The 15,896-nt window shown below is 35.8% G+C and carries 12 protein-coding genes and 1 tRNA gene; 3 read left to right on the top strand and 10 right to left on the bottom strand.

The features are described from left to right. The 7 genes from ZA05_RS07395 to gmd form a co-directional block, all read right to left on the bottom strand. Positions 1 to 608 (bottom strand): sulfotransferase family 2 domain-containing protein (locus ZA05_RS07395; RefSeq protein ID WP_197276062.1); only part of this gene is annotated, 608 nt, incomplete at its 3' end. A gap of 47 nt (positions 609 to 655) precedes the next feature. Continuing rightward, a complete protein-coding gene (locus tag ZA05_RS07390) occupies positions 656 to 1,981 on the bottom strand; it encodes a glycosyltransferase family 4 protein (RefSeq protein ID WP_053991028.1) in 1,326 nt (441 codons plus the stop codon). Beyond that, on the bottom strand, positions 1,978 to 3,261 hold the full coding sequence (locus ZA05_RS07385) for an ABC transporter ATP-binding protein (protein WP_053991027.1): 1,284 nt from the start codon (positions 3,259 to 3,261) through the stop codon (positions 1,978 to 1,980). Before ZA05_RS07385 ends, ZA05_RS07390 begins: the two co-directional genes overlap by 4 nt. Positions 3,262 to 3,282: 21 nt before the next feature. Beyond that, complete coding sequence (locus ZA05_RS07380; RefSeq protein ID WP_053991026.1) at positions 3,283 to 4,140, bottom strand: ABC transporter permease; 858 nt, start codon at positions 4,138 to 4,140, stop codon at positions 3,283 to 3,285. 9 nt (positions 4,141 to 4,149) lie between these two features. Further along, positions 4,150 to 5,541 carry a UDP-glucose 6-dehydrogenase gene (locus ZA05_RS07375; protein ID WP_053991025.1) on the bottom strand — a complete coding sequence of 464 codons (1,392 nt, stop codon included), beginning with the start codon at positions 5,539 to 5,541 and terminating at the stop codon, positions 4,150 to 4,152. 4 nt (positions 5,542 to 5,545) lie between these two features. Then, positions 5,546 to 6,502 (bottom strand): GDP-L-fucose synthase, encoded by a 957-nt coding sequence (locus ZA05_RS07370; RefSeq protein ID WP_053991024.1) that lies wholly within the window; start codon positions 6,500 to 6,502, stop codon positions 5,546 to 5,548. A gap of 9 nt (positions 6,503 to 6,511) precedes the next feature. Beyond that, a complete protein-coding gene (gene gmd, locus ZA05_RS07365; protein ID WP_053991023.1) occupies positions 6,512 to 7,630 on the bottom strand; it encodes a GDP-mannose 4,6-dehydratase in 1,119 nt (372 codons plus the stop codon). Positions 7,631 to 8,429: 799 nt separating this feature from the next. Between gmd and ZA05_RS07360 the strand changes: the two genes are divergently transcribed. The 3 genes from ZA05_RS07360 (at position 8,430) to ZA05_RS07350 (ending at position 14,391) form a co-directional block, all read left to right on the top strand. Further along, positions 8,430 to 11,933 (top strand): T9SS type A sorting domain-containing protein, encoded by a 3,504-nt coding sequence (locus ZA05_RS07360; protein WP_053991022.1) that lies wholly within the window; start codon positions 8,430 to 8,432, stop codon positions 11,931 to 11,933. 252 nt (positions 11,934 to 12,185) lie between these two features. Beyond that, positions 12,186 to 13,319: a hypothetical protein gene (locus tag ZA05_RS07355; protein WP_053991021.1), complete on the top strand. Its 1,134-nt coding sequence runs from the start codon at positions 12,186 to 12,188 to the stop codon at positions 13,317 to 13,319. A 31-nt stretch (positions 13,320 to 13,350) separates the two neighbouring features. After that, on the top strand, positions 13,351 to 14,391 hold the full coding sequence (locus tag ZA05_RS07350; RefSeq protein ID WP_053991020.1) for a nucleotidyltransferase family protein: 1,041 nt from the start codon (positions 13,351 to 13,353) through the stop codon (positions 14,389 to 14,391). Here the strand turns inward: ZA05_RS07350 and ZA05_RS07345 are convergent. The 3 genes from ZA05_RS07345 to ZA05_RS07335 form a co-directional block, all read right to left on the bottom strand. Then, positions 14,388 to 15,158, bottom strand: a complete 771-nt coding sequence (locus ZA05_RS07345) for a zinc-dependent peptidase (RefSeq protein ID WP_082333710.1) — start codon at positions 15,156 to 15,158, stop codon at positions 14,388 to 14,390. The genes ZA05_RS07350 and ZA05_RS07345 overlap by 4 nt on opposite strands. Positions 15,159 to 15,348: 190 nt before the next feature. Beyond that, positions 15,349 to 15,422: transfer RNA gene (locus ZA05_RS07340), tRNA-Arg, on the bottom strand. Positions 15,423 to 15,436: 14 nt separating this feature from the next. Then, positions 15,437 to 15,886: a GatB/YqeY domain-containing protein gene (locus ZA05_RS07335; protein ID WP_053991018.1), complete on the bottom strand. Its 450-nt coding sequence runs from the start codon at positions 15,884 to 15,886 to the stop codon at positions 15,437 to 15,439. Between the last annotated feature and the right edge of the window lie 10 nt (positions 15,887 to 15,896).

Below are 15,896 nucleotides of genomic sequence, written 5' to 3'. Positions count from 1 at the left end.
ATTTTATCCTGATTACTTTTTCTCAAATTAGTAGATTGTTCAAATTTATCTAATTCTTCTTGGAAATTTTCGATTTGAACAATAAACGGTTTATTGCCTAATTTAGACTCTAAAGGATGGAATTGCCTTCCTATATGAGCATCCAAAGAATTATCTATATTATCATGTAGTATATCTACAAAACTTCTAAAACTCAACGAATCTTCTCCATGGGGAAGAAAAACTTTAAGTGTTTCTTTCTTAATTTTAGCCATCCTCGGATCAGTATTTTGATACATCATTAAAACATGAAAGAAACTACTTACGGTTCTAGTGTAAGGATTACGAGCAAACTTTACAAAACGATAATTATTAACATCTAAATTATTTAATAATTTATAATAGTCACTACCATTTTGATAAATATCAGTTCTATAGTTATGAACCCAAGAATCATATTCTAGAGCTTCTTCTAAATTTCCTGTTTGAAAAAAAAACCATTTGACTGCCAAAGTACAACCCGATTTAGGTGTCCAAAACAACCCTAATTTTTCCTTTTCACTAACCAATGGACTAGGATCGAAATAAATAGGAAGTTCCCTATTTGGTTTATGATCCTTTACCAACATCTTAATCATTTTACTTTTTAAACCCATTTTATAATAATATGACAATATTAATCATTCGATATATAATTACTCTTCCAAATCAAGTACAACAAATTTTTCCAACTAGGATTATAAGACAGAAATCTAATTGGAGGAATTTTTTTGCTTTTTGGAAAAATTAATTTTGTCAACCTCATAAACTCTCTTTTTAATTTGCTCTCTTTAAAAATATTTTTAGTCGGAAAACTAACAGCTAACTTTTTGTTATTTAAAACGTTTAAAAATAATTTATTCCATTGGCATACGACCTTATTTGGTCCAAATTCCTTATTTATAAAAGGCAAAGCATATTTTAATACATCCCCCGTACTTTTAGGTTCTAATAAAGCCTTAATTATTTCTAATTTTAATTCTTCTTTATCATCTATCAAAATACCTGAACCGCTTTTATTTATGGTATCCAAGAATCCTTGTTTATTGGCTGCAATAGTGTAAGTACCACAGGCTTGCATTTCTATTGAAGAACCCGGGCAATTTTCAGTACTTCCTGTAGGATTAGAAATAGCGACTGAAGCCGATTGTATTATATCAATTTTTTCCTTACCTAAAACACCGTGAAAAATTACGGATTTCAATAGTTTTCCGTTGTCATCTAGCAAATAAGGCATAAATTGATTTTCATATTTTTCATCAGCAATATCATATTTACCCAATTTAGAATTTCTATTGTAAAGTTTACCAGACCCAATTACATGTAATTTTGCATCGGGAACTTCCATAAGAACCTTTTTCCAAATTTTAGCGACCATATGAAAGCCCTTTTCAGGAACAAGGCTACCTAAATAAACAACAGATTTCTTCTTTTCTACTTCATCATTCGGAATATAAGGTTTTGGACAAAATAAATTATTAATAGCTTCTGTTTTATAAATAATTTCATGATCCCTAATCCGATCTTTTTGTTCATTGCCGACACAAATCACCCGTTTAATGTTGGGAGATTCAACAATTTTACCCAGTACATTTTCTTGAGGAGTATTATGTGCCCAAGCAATAACTTTGAGATTACTCCCTTCAAAATCTTTGAAAATTTCTTCTCTTTTATATAAAGTTGGTCCAGCAGGTACATATACATAAATATCAAATGCATTTTTTGAACAATACTCTATGGCCTCATTTTCATTTGATACCTTAACGGCTATAATTTCGTCTGGGAGGTTAATTAAACTTTCAACCATTAACACTATCTTACTATCTTTATATTGTCTATTATAGTAATAAGCTAAAGTTAAAATATTGAACTGTGTCCCACCAACACCAGGATTCCCTTTTTCAGGAAATCTTAAATCAACATTTTCAATGCCTTTATTATTAAAGTACAATCCTATTTTCACCCTAAAAAAGAATGTTTAATTAATATGGCTCCTTGCCCCTTAGGGATTAACCTACCTGAATTAAAAAAATCATTTTCAATGATTTCTATTCGACCAGCATTACCTATCCAGTCGGTCATTTCTCCATTTAATTCTGAATACAATCCAAAATAATAGGTATTGGGATACAAATTGAGACCTTGTATTTTAACACTAAATTCTTTAGTCTCGTTTGCTTTTATACTTAGTATCTCTCCTGTTGCATAATTATTAAAATTAGTAACAGGATCACCATGCATATTCTTCAGTGAAATAGAGAGGTTTATACTTGAATAATCAATTGAGGTTGTATTTTTTATTTTAATTATAAATTCACAACTCTCTCCCAACTTAATAGAATTATGAGTAGAACCTTTTACTTGTGTTAGTATACAATCTTGAAACAATAATTTACCATTTCCTTTTCGATCGACTTGCTCACTGATATTCTTAAAATCATCTACCTGGTTACCTCTCACATATTTATCTATAATATAGTCTGGAGTATTTTTGGGTATTGCTACTTTACCATTTTCTAATAAAATTGCAGAAGTACACAGGCTTTTAACAGATGCCATATTATGACTTACAAACAATACAGTTCTGCCTTGTCCTTGGCTAACTTCTTTCATCTTCCCAATGGCCTTTTTTTGGAACTCGGCATCCCCTACCGCCAAAACCTCGTCTACAATTAAAATTTCAGGTTCCAAATGTGCCGCTACAGCAAAAGCTAACCGTACATACATCCCCGAGGAATAGCGTTTCACAGGCGTATCAATATAGCGTTCACATCCAGCAAAATCAACGATTTCATCAAACTTAGACCTTATTTCCGGTTTGGTCATTCCTAAAATGGCACCATTTAAAAAAATGTTTTCTCTTCCAGTAAGCTCTGGATGAAACCCCGTCCCTACTTCTAATAATGAGGCAATACGACCATAAGCCGTAATTTTACCTGTGGTAGGTGCTGTCACTCTACTTAACAGCTTTAACAAGGTGGATTTTCCCGCACCGTTTTTACCGACAATCCCTAAAACTTCTCCTTGCTGAACCTCAAAATTAATATCTTGAAGCGCCCACACATAGTCAGACCCCCCTTTTACCGTTCTATCATTAGCCTCTCCAATGGTTAAATAGGGATCTTCCTTTCCTCTAACAGTGTGCCACCAGCGGTTGACATCGTGTACCAAAGACCCCGTACCAACATTCCCTAAACGGTATTGTTTGCTTAAATTTTCTACTTTTAAAATGGGTTTACTCATGTTCCTCTTTAGACTTTTTAATTATACCGTATCCATAAAGGTTTTCTCCACCTTATTGAAGACAATGACTCCAATACTTAACACCACAAGCATAAAGCCAAAACTGTACCCCAAGTACAACCAATTAATTACACCAGTCCCCATAAATGCATGTCTAAAGGTTTCAATAATAGCTGTCATTGGATTAGCCAAAATAATCCATCTATATTGCTGCGGTACAGCTGAAAGTGGCAAGATCACCACCGAGGCATACATGGCCAGTTGAACCACAAAACCCAAAAGAAAACTAAAATCACGATACTTGGTGGTTAGAGAGGAAATAATCATCCCTAATCCTAAAGACAAAGCAGCCATCATCATTACTAACAAAGGAAGCAACAACATAAAACTGTTTGGGTTTATAGAGACGTTTGTTTTATTCCCTGACAAAAACCAAACCCAAACCACCAAAAATAATCCAAATTGAATCCCAAATTTTAATAACTGGGATATTACTAAAGACATAGGCAAAATTAACCTTGGAAAATAGACCTTTCCAAAAATCCCTGCGTTTCCCCTAAAAGTGTTGGATGTTACGGTTAAACAGCCTGCAAAATATTGCCACATAATATTCCCTGAAAGGTAAAACAGTATAGGAGGCATACCATCTACTGATAGTTTGGCTACTTTAGTAAAAATAAGCAACTGCATGACCGACGTAAGTATAGGCTGAATCACAAACCATAAGGGCCCAAGCACTGTTTGCTTATACACTGCTACAAAATCACGCCGCACAAACAAAAAAAGTAAGTCTTTATAGTTCCAAAGCTCTTTTAAATTTAATTTAAATATACTAGACTTCGGGGTTATTTCTAAATGATAATTGGATGTTTCTTTCATGAAATTGCATTACTTACCAATGGTATACATCTTAAACCCTAGCTCAGTCAATTGATCCACGTCTAACAAACGTCTTCCATCAAACACAAACGCAGGCTTCATCATTTTTTCATAAACCCTTTCCCAATCATACGTTTTAAACTCGTCCCACTCGGTCAAAACCGCTACGGCATGCGCCTCATTCATGGCTTTATAGGGGTCATTAACAACAGTCACCCTGTTTTTGATGTCTTCGGAAGACAAGGTTCCTAAATATTCCAAATCAGAATATATTTGCTCTTCAGTCACTTTTGGATCGTAAACCACAATATTGGCCTGTTCCTGAAGCAAATGTTCAGCGACATAAATTGCTGCACTCTCTCGAGTATCGTTGGTATCCTTTTTAAAGGCCCACCCTAAAAATGCAATCTTTTTGTCTGCAATAGTGTTATATAAAGTTGTGATAATTTTTTTCGCAAAACGGTACTTTTGGTAATCGTTCATTATGATGACCTGCTCCCAGTAATTAGCCACCTCATTTAGTCCTAGCGACTTGGAAATGTATACTAGATTTAAAATATCCTTTTGAAAACAAGAACCTCCAAAACCAACAGAAGCTTTCAAAAACTTAGGCCCAATTCTAGAATCTTTCCCAATGGCTCTAGACACTTCTTCTACGTCAGCTTCGGTAGCTTCACATAATTCCGAAATAGCGTTAATAGAAGACACACGCTGAGCTAAGAAAGCATTAGCTACCAATTTAGACAATTCGGAAGACCATACATTGGTTGTTAAAATCTGTTCTCTTGGCACCCAACTAGCATAAATATCAACCAAAGCTTGCATCGCTTCTTTACCTTCGGGAGTATCTTCTCCTCCAATCAGGACTCTGTCTGGACTTTGCAAATCCTCCACTGCAGTACCTTCAGCTAAAAATTCAGGATTGGATAAAATTGAAAATTTATGTCCGTTTCCTGTATTGGCTAAAATACTTTTTACAGCTTGAGCCGTTCTTACGGGAAGGGTAGACTTCTCAACAACAATCTTATCGCCTTTAGCTACTCTAGCAATTTGACGTGCACACAATTCCACATACTTTAAATCGGCGGCCATTCCTTTTCCTTCACCATAAGTCTTGGTTGGGGTGTTTACAGAAATGAAGATCATTTCTGCCTCTTCGATAGCCTTGTCTACTTCAGTAGAAAAAAAGAGATTTCTTCCTCTTGCCTCTTCTACTACTTTATCCAAACCAGGTTCGTAAACCGGTAATTTCGACAAATCCTCGTCATTCCAAGCTGCAATCCTAGCCTTATTAAGATCTACAACCGTTACTTTTACATTAGGATTTTTTTGGGCAATTACAGCCATTGTAGGACCACCAACATAACCAGCCCCAATACAGCATATATTTTTTATTGTCATTACTTTAATTTGAAAGTTTTACTTGCTTTATATCTTCTATGTGTTCTAAAAACCATCGATAGGTTTGTGCTATCCCCTCTTTCAATGGAATGGAAGCTTTCCAACCTTGTTGGTTCAATTTAGACACATCCAATAATTTTCTAGGTGTTCCATTAGGTTTGGTCGAATCCCAAATAATTTCCCCATGATGCCCCACTATTCCCTGAATAGTCAGTGCCAATTCTTTAATTGTGATATCCGTTCCTGTACCAACATTATATAAATGCTCTGAAAGTTCATTTTCAATTGCAAACACCACTGATTTGGCCATATCGTCTACATGCAAAAATTCACGCATTGGCTCTCCACTTCCCCACAAAGTCACAGGTGCATTATCATTTAATTTGGCTTCATGGAACTTTCTAATCATAGCCGGTAGCACATGGGAAGTTTTTAAATCGAAATTATCAAATGAGCCATACAAATTTGTAGGCATCAAACTTACAAAATCCTTTTTGTATTGTTCTCTAATCGCCTCACATGCCTTTACACCTGCAATTTTAGCGATGGCATACCACTCATTTGTCGGCTCCAAACTATCCGTTAAAAGATATTCCTCCTTTAAAGGCTGTGGTGCCAACTTTGGATAAATACAAGAACTTCCTAAAAACACAAATTTAGCGACATTATGTTTATGCGCTGCATCAATAAGATTGTTTTGAATTTGTAAGTTCTCCATTAAAAATTGGTAAGGATAGTCATTATTAGCCAAAATACCACCTACCCTAGCTGCAGCATCGACAATAGCATCTGGTTGCTCTTCAGCAATGAACTGTATAACTGCGCTTTGATTGCGCAAATCCAGTTCTTTACTAGATTTACCAATCAAATTATTATATCCTTTTTGTTCCAATGCTCGCCAAACAGCAGAACCAACCATACCTTTATGGCCTGCAATATATATTTTTGAAGATGTATCCATTCTTAAAAACTATTCAAAATAATTTAAAATTTGATAATCTCCTTCTTTAAGGTACTGCTCCTTTTTCATTAATTTCAGGTCACTTTGCATCATATCATTCACCAAATCCTTCAAATCATATTTTGGTGTCCATCCTAATTTATTATTTGCTTTTGAAGCATCTCCAATAAGCAAATCTACCTCAGTTGGTCTAAAGTATTTAGGGTCTACCGCAAGAACTTCTTTTCCTATTTCAATTTGATATTCTGGATTATCACAGGACACTACAAAAGCTTTTTCTTCAACACCTTCACCTTTAAATTCCAAGGCGACACCAACTTCGGCAAATGCCATACGTACAAAATCACGTACTTTTGTTGTCTTTCCGGTAGCAATCACCCAATCTTCGGCCTCATCTGCCTGTAAAATCATCCACATCATACGCACATAATCCTTGGCATGTCCCCAATCGCGCTGTGCATCAAGATTTCCTAAATAGAATTTATCCTGTAAACCTAAGGCAATCCTTGAAACAGCTCTGGTAATCTTTCTAGTCACAAACGTTTCCCCTCTAATTGGAGATTCATGATTAAATAAAATACCATTACAAGCATACATTCCGTAAGCCTCACGATAGTTTACAGTAATCCAATAGGCATACATTTTAGCCACTGCATAAGGACTACGAGGATAAAAAGGTGTTGCTTCAGACTGTGGCACTTCTTGTACTTTCCCATACAATTCAGAAGTGGAAGCTTGGTAAATTCTTGTTTTCTTTTCCAACCCTAGAAGTCGAACAGCATCCAGAATCCTTAAAGTCCCCAAACCATCAGCATTGCCCGTATATTCTGGCACCTCAAAGGACACATGTACGTGACTCATCGCCGCCAAATTGTAAATTTCATCAGGCTGTATCTCTTGAATCAAACGAATCAAGTTTGTACTGTCAGTCATATCTCCATAATGGAGTATAAAATTTCTATGGGATTCATGCGGATCCTGATACAAATGATCAATCCTATCTGTATTAAACAAGGACGAACGTCGCTTCAAGCCATGAACTATATATCCTTTTTTCAACAAGAACTCACTTAAATAAGCACCATCCTGCCCTGTCACTCCAGTTATAAAAGCTATTTTTTGCTTCATACATTATGCATTAAGGACACTTTTCTTTTCATTAAGAATGCCCTAAAAATTAATCTAGTTATTACCCCTATTTCTCCTTCATATTCATCACTTACCCGACAAAGTGGACCAGAATCTCTATTCTGTTTTTAATATCCCTATTTACATCTGAGTGATATACAAAAAGAATAGCATCCTGAAATATCTAGAATGTTATTCTTTCTGACCCAACGGCAATATTACTGTCTTATTTCATTTTATCCTATTTCAAACCTAGGTTGGACACTTTAAAATCTGTCCTAATATTCCTTGCGCTGCTCCAAACGACGTAAAAAATTCAATTTCATAGCTCTGTCTTCATTTAAATAAACGCTCATCAATCCAACCTAAGCCCATAAGGCCATCCACATTTAACACCTCACAAGACTCTCACATCTCAACATTTAGACAAGAATTCGAATAACATTTCAAATGCTCATTAAAACAAAACCTAAAATGCTATATCCAATTTTGAGGTTCACACATTTGATTTGTAAAAATAACCCGATTCAAGCAACGAAAAAAATTACACGTCGAAATCATTAAAATTTTAACAATCAACCAAAAACATTGACAAATTCACTTTTTTACCCCTCAAAAACAATACAATCACAAAAACACAGCTCGATATGCGATGAATTTATCAAAAACCATTTTTTTCGTTAAAAATCACATAAAACCGACACAATGCCTAAACCTCAAAATACTAGAATTTGTCGTTAAGAATTCGTATTTTTATATGCATATTTGCTATTAAAATCAACTTTACAACCAAAATATTATGTCAAAAATTACATTTACTGCTTTAATTTTTGTTTTGGCGCTTCAATTTAGTTGGGGGCAAAGTACCATTGCAACCATTGCCAGTACCTCTGGTACAACGCCAACGGCAACAGGAACTGTCCCTAACATATCCGCTTCGGGATTTGAACGAGGAAACGGCATCCTTAACGACAATGGCTCTGAATTTACATCAGACGACTGGGATTCTGCTTCACTAAATGATGCCATCACCTCAAATGAGTACATACAATGGTCGCTTACCTCCAATACCGACTACTCGATGAACATCTCGCAATTGGACATTGCCTTGGATCGTCATCAAAATGGCCCTCAAAACTGGCAAGTATTTTATAGCACAGATGGCTTTAGTACTAGCTCTCCAGTAGAACCTGCCCAGACAATTACAACCACTGAAACTACTTTTAGTTTAACAGGCCTAACCATTAATTCTGGAAACTCAGGAACTGTAACCTTCAGATTATATGCATGGGGCGCCAATAATACTGGCGGATGGCTTAGCATTATGCCACAAGCCAGTTGGACAGAATTAGGTGTAACAGATCCTGGCGCACGTATCCTAGGATCTGTAATTCCACAAACCAATGCAATGGAATCGAATATTGTAAATTCTTCTACATTCAATGCTAACGAAAACATTGATTACACAGCCTTCAATGCAGGTGCTGGTTTGACAACTTCTAACGCAATTAAAATTGCCGAATTCGTTATCCAAGACGGAGGTGATGATACTACTGATGCTGATGAGGTGGCTACTATTTTAACCGATTTGGAATTTACGATTGCTGGTTTTGAAAACTTAGAAGCACTAGCCCTTTTTGACGGCACTCAAAATTTAAGCGAATTAACTGTCACCGGTAATACCGTTGCTTTTTCAGGGTTAACACTAACTGCCAATAATGATGGCACTAAGACTTTTGAAGTTTATGCAACCTTTAAATCTACGGTTACTGATAACGAACAAATTCAGCTAACAATCACTTCTGCTAACGCAGATAGTTTAGGATCGGGCTTTGCAGCTTCAGATGCTGGTGGTGCGCAAAGTTCTATTGCTGGAGACGCTAACAGAATTGAAGTTACTGCAACTCACTTAAGTTTTTTACAAGAGCCAACAGACACTAATGTTAATGAAATAATGACGCCTTTTGTTATGGTTGCTGCAGAAGATTCAAATGGTAATATTGATGCTGATATAACTTCATCCATTACAATTCAATCTACTGGAGCCCTTTTAGGAGCTCCTATTACAGTTGCACCTATTGACGGAATAGCTACGTTTGAAACCATTATTCACTCGACAATTACAGATGGCTATGTTATTAATTTGGTTGCCTCAAACAGTGAGCTTCCTGGCGCTTTTAGTGCTCCATTCAGTATTATTAACGGTTCATCCTTCCTTGCCTTTCAAAGTTTTGAAGGTGGCGGTACTTGGGATTACACTATTAGCCCAGAAGAGGATTTAACTAGTAATAACACTTATTGGGGTGTTGCCGATTCTAGTTTCGGCTCCTTTACAACCATGCCTTCTGAAGGCTCCTTCTTTTTTGGTGCTCAAAATACTGAAGGAACAATTTCTTTGGAAACTTTTTCAGTCTCGGATTACACAGAGGTTTCGGTAAGTTTTGATTATGAAGCTGATGCATTTGACAACAATGATTTTGTACAATACGAACTTTTTATTGACAATGTTTCTCAAGGACTTATAGACCTAGTAGTTGGAGTAAGTTCAGGCCAGGGAATTGACCAAGAAGGCACCGTAACCCTCCCAATTACAGAAGGCGCAAGTACTGTAAGATTAAATGTTACTGTAATTTCTAATAACCAAAATGATTTTGCTGCCTTTGATAATTTTAGAATTGAAGGAACACCATTACCTCCACCAATCAACTACACCTACAATGGACTTATTTGGGACCCGCAAAATCCAACTGGAGTTTCAACAGATAGAGACGTGATATTAGTTCAAAGTGGTGTTTATGAAATGGACGCAGATACTGAAGCGTCTGTAATGTTAGTAAGCCCTGGTGCAGGCGTGCATATTCCATCCGGTGTTACATTTACTGTTATAAACGATCTTGGTTTGCTTTCAGAATCAGATTCCTATTCCAGTTTAATTTTGGATGGCACAATAAATGGAACGGTCACCTACGAACGTCATGTAAACACGACGGCTTCAGTAGGAGGTAATGACTTGATTTCAGCCCCTCTTACGGGACAACAGTTTGGAGTTTTTGCTTCTAATAATGATAATATAGATTTCAACCCTGCAAATCCATCCATGAAACGATTTGGCCCGTTTGACAAAGCTACCGGAGCTTATTTATACTGGGATACAGATGTATTAGAGGAATATCTGACAACCCTAGACCCAGGTATTGGGTATAGAGCAGCCTCCACCGACGGTAATAACTTTGCTTTTTCAGGGACAGTGAACACAGGAACAATCTTAGCACCTATTGAACAATCTGGCCCATCATATTTGGAATGGAATGCCATTGGAAACCCTTATCCTTCTTATTTATCCCTTTCAGAATTTTTAAACATAAACAACGATTTATTCCTTGAAAACTCTGCTGGAGTGTACGGTTATAATTCATTAGGTAATGCCAGTTATACCGTTTGGAATTTAGCTTATTCCGACGCCAATCCAAATGCCGTAATTACACCTGGTCAAGGGTTCTTGGTTACCTCCAAGCCAGAGGGTGGAAGTGTTACCTTCAATCCTAATATGAGAAGTACAGGCAGTAGTGATGATTTTATTGTAGGTAAACAAGCCTCTACTTCCAATAATTCATACTTCGCAACCTTTCAAGTTTCCAACTCTACCGAACAAGTAAGACAAACATCCCTTTACTTGAATGACAATGCTTCGTTAGGGCTTGACCCAGGTTATGATTCTGCCATATTAGGTTTTAATGCTGCAAGTTACGATATCTACTCAGAACTAGTTCAAGAGAATAACGGTATTGACATGGCTATACAGTCTATAGGCAACACTGATATTTTGAACCCTGTCAACATACCATTAGGAATCAATGCTCCTCAAGGACAGCAATTGACAATTTCCATTGTTGAGTCAACTATTCCGACAGAAATCAATGTGTATTTAGAAGACATAGAAACTAATACTTTTACACTTTTAAACACTAGCGATTATACTTTCACAACATCATCTACATTGACAACTCCAGGAAGATTCTATATTACATTTGATAATAATACACTTTCTAATGGAGACAATGATCTTTCAAACATTGAGATATTCAACATTAAAGGAAAGGACAAATTAATTATTAGAGGAAATTTAGAAAAAAACACCATATTATATATTTATGATATCCAAGGACGTTTAGTATTAAACTCGGAGGTATTACCTAATATAAATAGACAAGAGATTGACATTTCTAATGTTACTAATGGCGTTTATGTTGTAAAACTGGAGAACAATACTCAAGAAAAAATACAGAAAATTATAGTAGATTAAAATAGCTAAACCTTCATTTATATCCATTACAATAAAAATGTTTTATATATTTACGGCATGAAGAAGAAAAACTCACAAGAATCTATTTCAAGAAAGCAAGCCATTAAGCGCATGGGAAAATATGCCGCTATAACTGCCGCGGGAACATTTCTTATTCTGAACCCAACGAAAGCACAGGCGCAATCTCCTCCCCCTACTGGTGGAGATGGTTGGCCCATACCGTAGGTCATAAAAATTTAAACTCATTTAAATTTGAAGTATATACATCCCAAATATAAAAGCACGATAGGAAAAACTATCGTGCTTTGGTTTTTTAACAGTAATCGTTATGTTATTGCAGACGAAACTACCAATAAGTATATAGAGTTATTTTTAACCTCTAACTCCTTTGATGATTTTGAAAACAGCATATCCATTTATAATCCTAAAATCAACTCGAAAGAGCTTTACCTTGATATAGAAAGTTTTCTAATCGATTCCAATAAAATAGATTCTCAACATATTCAACAAAAATACTCGAATCTTGACCAAGGATATGAAACAAATATTTCTTACTTATACTCTACCTTCACAAAGCCAATACAAGTAAATTACGCTTCACAATTGCTGAAGTCCTATTTACATCCAAACCTTAGTTATCTTCTTGAGAAAAATTCGTTTCATTTTCAACTTTCTTTTAACATCTTAGAAAACGATGAACACATCCTTCTATACAAAAACCAAGAGTTCCAGTATGCCTTCCTAAAAAAGGACTACCATAAACTTCAAGGAAAATTTAATTTTTTATTGTTATGTGAACTTTACAATAAACAAGAATCAGATTGGCTGGGAACCTTTCATGCCTCCACCTTAGGTAATGAAAAAGAGGCTTTAATGTTAATAGGCGACTCTGGGAATGGAAAAAGTACTTTAAGCGCTCTTTTGATGGCCCATGGTCTGGATTTAATATCCGATGACATAACAGCTATGCTAGCTGACAATTTACATGTCTACAGAAACCCAAATGCTATTTCTATCAAACAGGGTGCTTTTGAGGTGCTCAAACCATATTTCCCAAAATTGGATTCCTACGATGATGTTTTCATCAATAACACCAAAGGGTACGTGAAATATATCCCGCCTTCTAACACCAACCCTAAAAAATTTGATTTCCCTTGCAATAAGATAGTCCTAGTAAAATATGACCAAAATACACCTAGCACTTCGCTATCAGAATTAAATCCTGCCAAAGCTCTAGAAACCCTCATTCCTGAGTCCTGGATTTCACCAAATCCCAAGCATGCAAAATTATTTTTAAATTGGCTGGAAACCGTAGAATTCTATTCACTTACCTACAACAATAACGAAGAAGCTATTTCAAAATTCAAATCGCTATTTTCGAATTAATCGTATATTACCAATTCAATAATAACAGTATATGCCTTCCCTAAAATCGACATTTTTAAGGATTGCTGAAATCTTAAGTTTTGAGTCTGATGATTTAAAATTACAACAGGCCCTATCTTCCCCAGAGATGGACTGGGACAATTTTGTAAAAGTTGGAAGCAGTCATTTACTCCTACCTGCTATTTACAACAGATTAAAAACAAAACAATTATTGGATATACTCCCAGAGGAACTTGCTGCATACCTAGAAGAAATCAACAACTTGAATCTAGATAGAAGCAAACAAATTTTGAAGGAGGTAGTATTTATTAGTCAGCTTTTCTCAAAACATAAAATCAATCATGTTTTCGTAAAAGGAGCTGCAATGCTTGCTAGTGGTTTATACAAAAGTTTATCCGAGCGAATGGTTGGAGACATTGACATTTTAGTTCAAGACAACCAAATTGACAAGGCTTTTGAACTTTTGAAAAACGAAGGCTACAACAAATTATTCAAATTCAATTACGAAGTTAAAAACTACCGACATTATCCTAGGCAAGTTTCGGAAAACAGGTTGGCTGCAGTAGAGCTACACACTGGTTTACTAATATTTCAACATAGAAAATTGATTAATTTAGAGCATATGCTTCAATCCAAGCAATTGGTAAATGGTATTTCTATTCCTAACAACTATTACTTCAATTTGCACAATATCTTAAGCTGGCAGATTAATGACCATGGTTACTTCTATAACCGCATATCTTTGAAGAACAGCTACGACAGTCTTGTTCTCGGTCTTTACAAAGACGAAAAGCTTCTTGAATCTTTGCTTTCAAATAAAATAACTGCCGGTTACATCACTTTAAACGCCACCCTTTTTAAAGAATACCAACATTTACCTTTAAAACGCAAATTTAAATTCAAGCAATCGAATTATCTATACAGCATACAGCATCAACGATATGGGAAGTTGGATTATAATTTTAGATACGCCTATATAAACGCTAAAGAAAGAGTGGTCACCTTTGCTACCAACAAGAGTTACAGAAGCCATATTCTTAAAAATAAATTTTTCAACAGAAAGAAAAACTAGTAGCCTGCAAAGTGGAAATTGAGCATCTGTTTGGTTTTAGCATAAATTTCTGGAAATAAGGTCTGAAATTCCTGGGGAGTCTCAATAAATGTTTCAATAATTACCGCTATAAATTCAAATTGGTTGGTATAGGCGTAATTTCTAAAGTATTCGGATTCTATCAACGACTTCCTTAGAGCCTCATCGCCGGACAATAATTCGGTCAATTCCCTAAACGAATCGGAAAACAGTGTGGAGCTCACATCTTTTTCTTTGTAACTATTCAAATGTATAGCATGGGCAAATTCGTGAATACCTAAATTCAAATTGTCATTCTCAATTTCATAACCGGCTTCAAAGTCTTTCCAAGACAACACCAACGCCTGCAATTTAGGATTGAATTCCCCTTTGTGGTAAGATTCATTTATAGTTGAATAAAATTCTTCAGGGTAGATAAAAATTTTATCAATAAGACCTATGTAAAAATCCCTAAAACCAAAGGTAAGCATCACTGCAGTAGCAGAAATAAGCACTCTCATCTCCTCAGACACCTCCACTCCACTCCTGCCAATAAAATCCTTATCAGAAATAAAAGAAGCCACCCTATGTTCAAAAAAACGCTGCTGCCTGCGAGATAATTTTCTATAAAAGGTGAATTGATTTCGGAGAATAGATTGCTGTCCTGCATTCAAGGTTTTCAGCCAAAAAGGAAAGTGCACATACAAAGGACGTCTATATTTAATGACATATCTAAACTCCACCATTCGCAAAGCGAAATAAATAAGCATTAAAAGAAGTCCGATTAAAAAAATTCCCAATATAGTTGAATCTACGCCTGCCAAAATACTTTAAAGATTTATTGGTTAGACTCACAAATAACGCGAAATACTTTGATAGATTGTAAAAAAATTAACCAAAGAAGCGTTTTTATTTTAAAACAAAAAAGGCCCAACATTTACAATGTTGAACCATACTTTGTGACCGCGGAGGGATTCGAACCCCCAACCCTCAGAGCCGAAATCTGATATTCTATCCAGTTGAACTACGCAGCCAAATTTCTATATGTCTAGGATAATTTTGCCTTAACAATGGTAGCAATGGTTTTACCATCAGCCTTTCCTGCCAATTCTTGGTTAACTACCCCCATTACTTTCCCCATATCTTTCATTCCTTCTGCACCAACTTTCGTGATGGCGGCAACTACTACAGCTTCTACTTCTTCCTCACTCAATTGCTCAGGTAAAAACTGACTGATTACTTCCGCTTGCGCTAATTCAGGTTCGGCCAAATCCTCTCTATTTTGCTCCTTAAAAATAGTAGCACTATCCTTACGTTGCTTTACAAGCTTAGAAACAATTTTCAATTCCTGTTCTTCCGTAAGGCCATCTGCAGATCCTGATTCGGTTTGTGCCAATAAGATCTCAGATTTAATTGCTCTTAAAGCGGCCAAAGCTGTCTGATCCTTGGCTTTCATTGCTGTTTTCATTGCAGCCATTACTTCTTGCTGTAAACTCATATCAAGGTGT

The organism is Mangrovimonas sp. TPBH4 (assembly GCF_001280505.1).
Classification (GTDB): domain Bacteria; phylum Bacteroidota; class Bacteroidia; order Flavobacteriales; family Flavobacteriaceae; genus Mangrovimonas_A.
This window is presented reverse-complemented; position numbering and strand designations above follow the sequence as displayed.

Excerpts from the sequence above, each read along its gene's own strand:
- ZA05_RS07380 (WP_053991026.1), bottom strand. The coding sequence starts at position 4,140 with ATGAAAGAAACATCCAATTATCATTTAGAAATAACCCCGAAGTCTAGT.
- ZA05_RS07375 (WP_053991025.1), bottom strand. The coding sequence starts at position 5,541 with ATGACAATAAAAAATATATGCTGTATTGGGGCTGGTTATGTTGGTGGT.
- ZA05_RS07370 (WP_053991024.1), bottom strand. The coding sequence starts at position 6,502 with ATGGATACATCTTCAAAAATATATATTGCAGGCCATAAAGGTATGGTT.
- ZA05_RS07350 (WP_053991020.1), top strand. The coding sequence starts at position 13,351 with ATGCCTTCCCTAAAATCGACATTTTTAAGGATTGCTGAAATCTTAAGT.
- ZA05_RS07385 (WP_053991027.1), bottom strand. The coding sequence starts at position 3,261 with ATGAGTAAACCCATTTTAAAAGTAGAAAATTTAAGCAAACAATACCGT.
- gmd (WP_053991023.1), bottom strand. The coding sequence starts at position 7,630 with ATGAAGCAAAAAATAGCTTTTATAACTGGAGTGACAGGGCAGGATGGT.
- ZA05_RS07345 (WP_082333710.1), bottom strand. The coding sequence starts at position 15,158 with ATGCTTATTTATTTCGCTTTGCGAATGGTGGAGTTTAGATATGTCATT.
- ZA05_RS07335 (WP_053991018.1), bottom strand. The coding sequence starts at position 15,886 with ATGAGTTTACAGCAAGAAGTAATGGCTGCAATGAAAACAGCAATGAAA.
- ZA05_RS07360 (WP_053991022.1), top strand. The coding sequence starts at position 8,430 with ATGTCAAAAATTACATTTACTGCTTTAATTTTTGTTTTGGCGCTTCAA.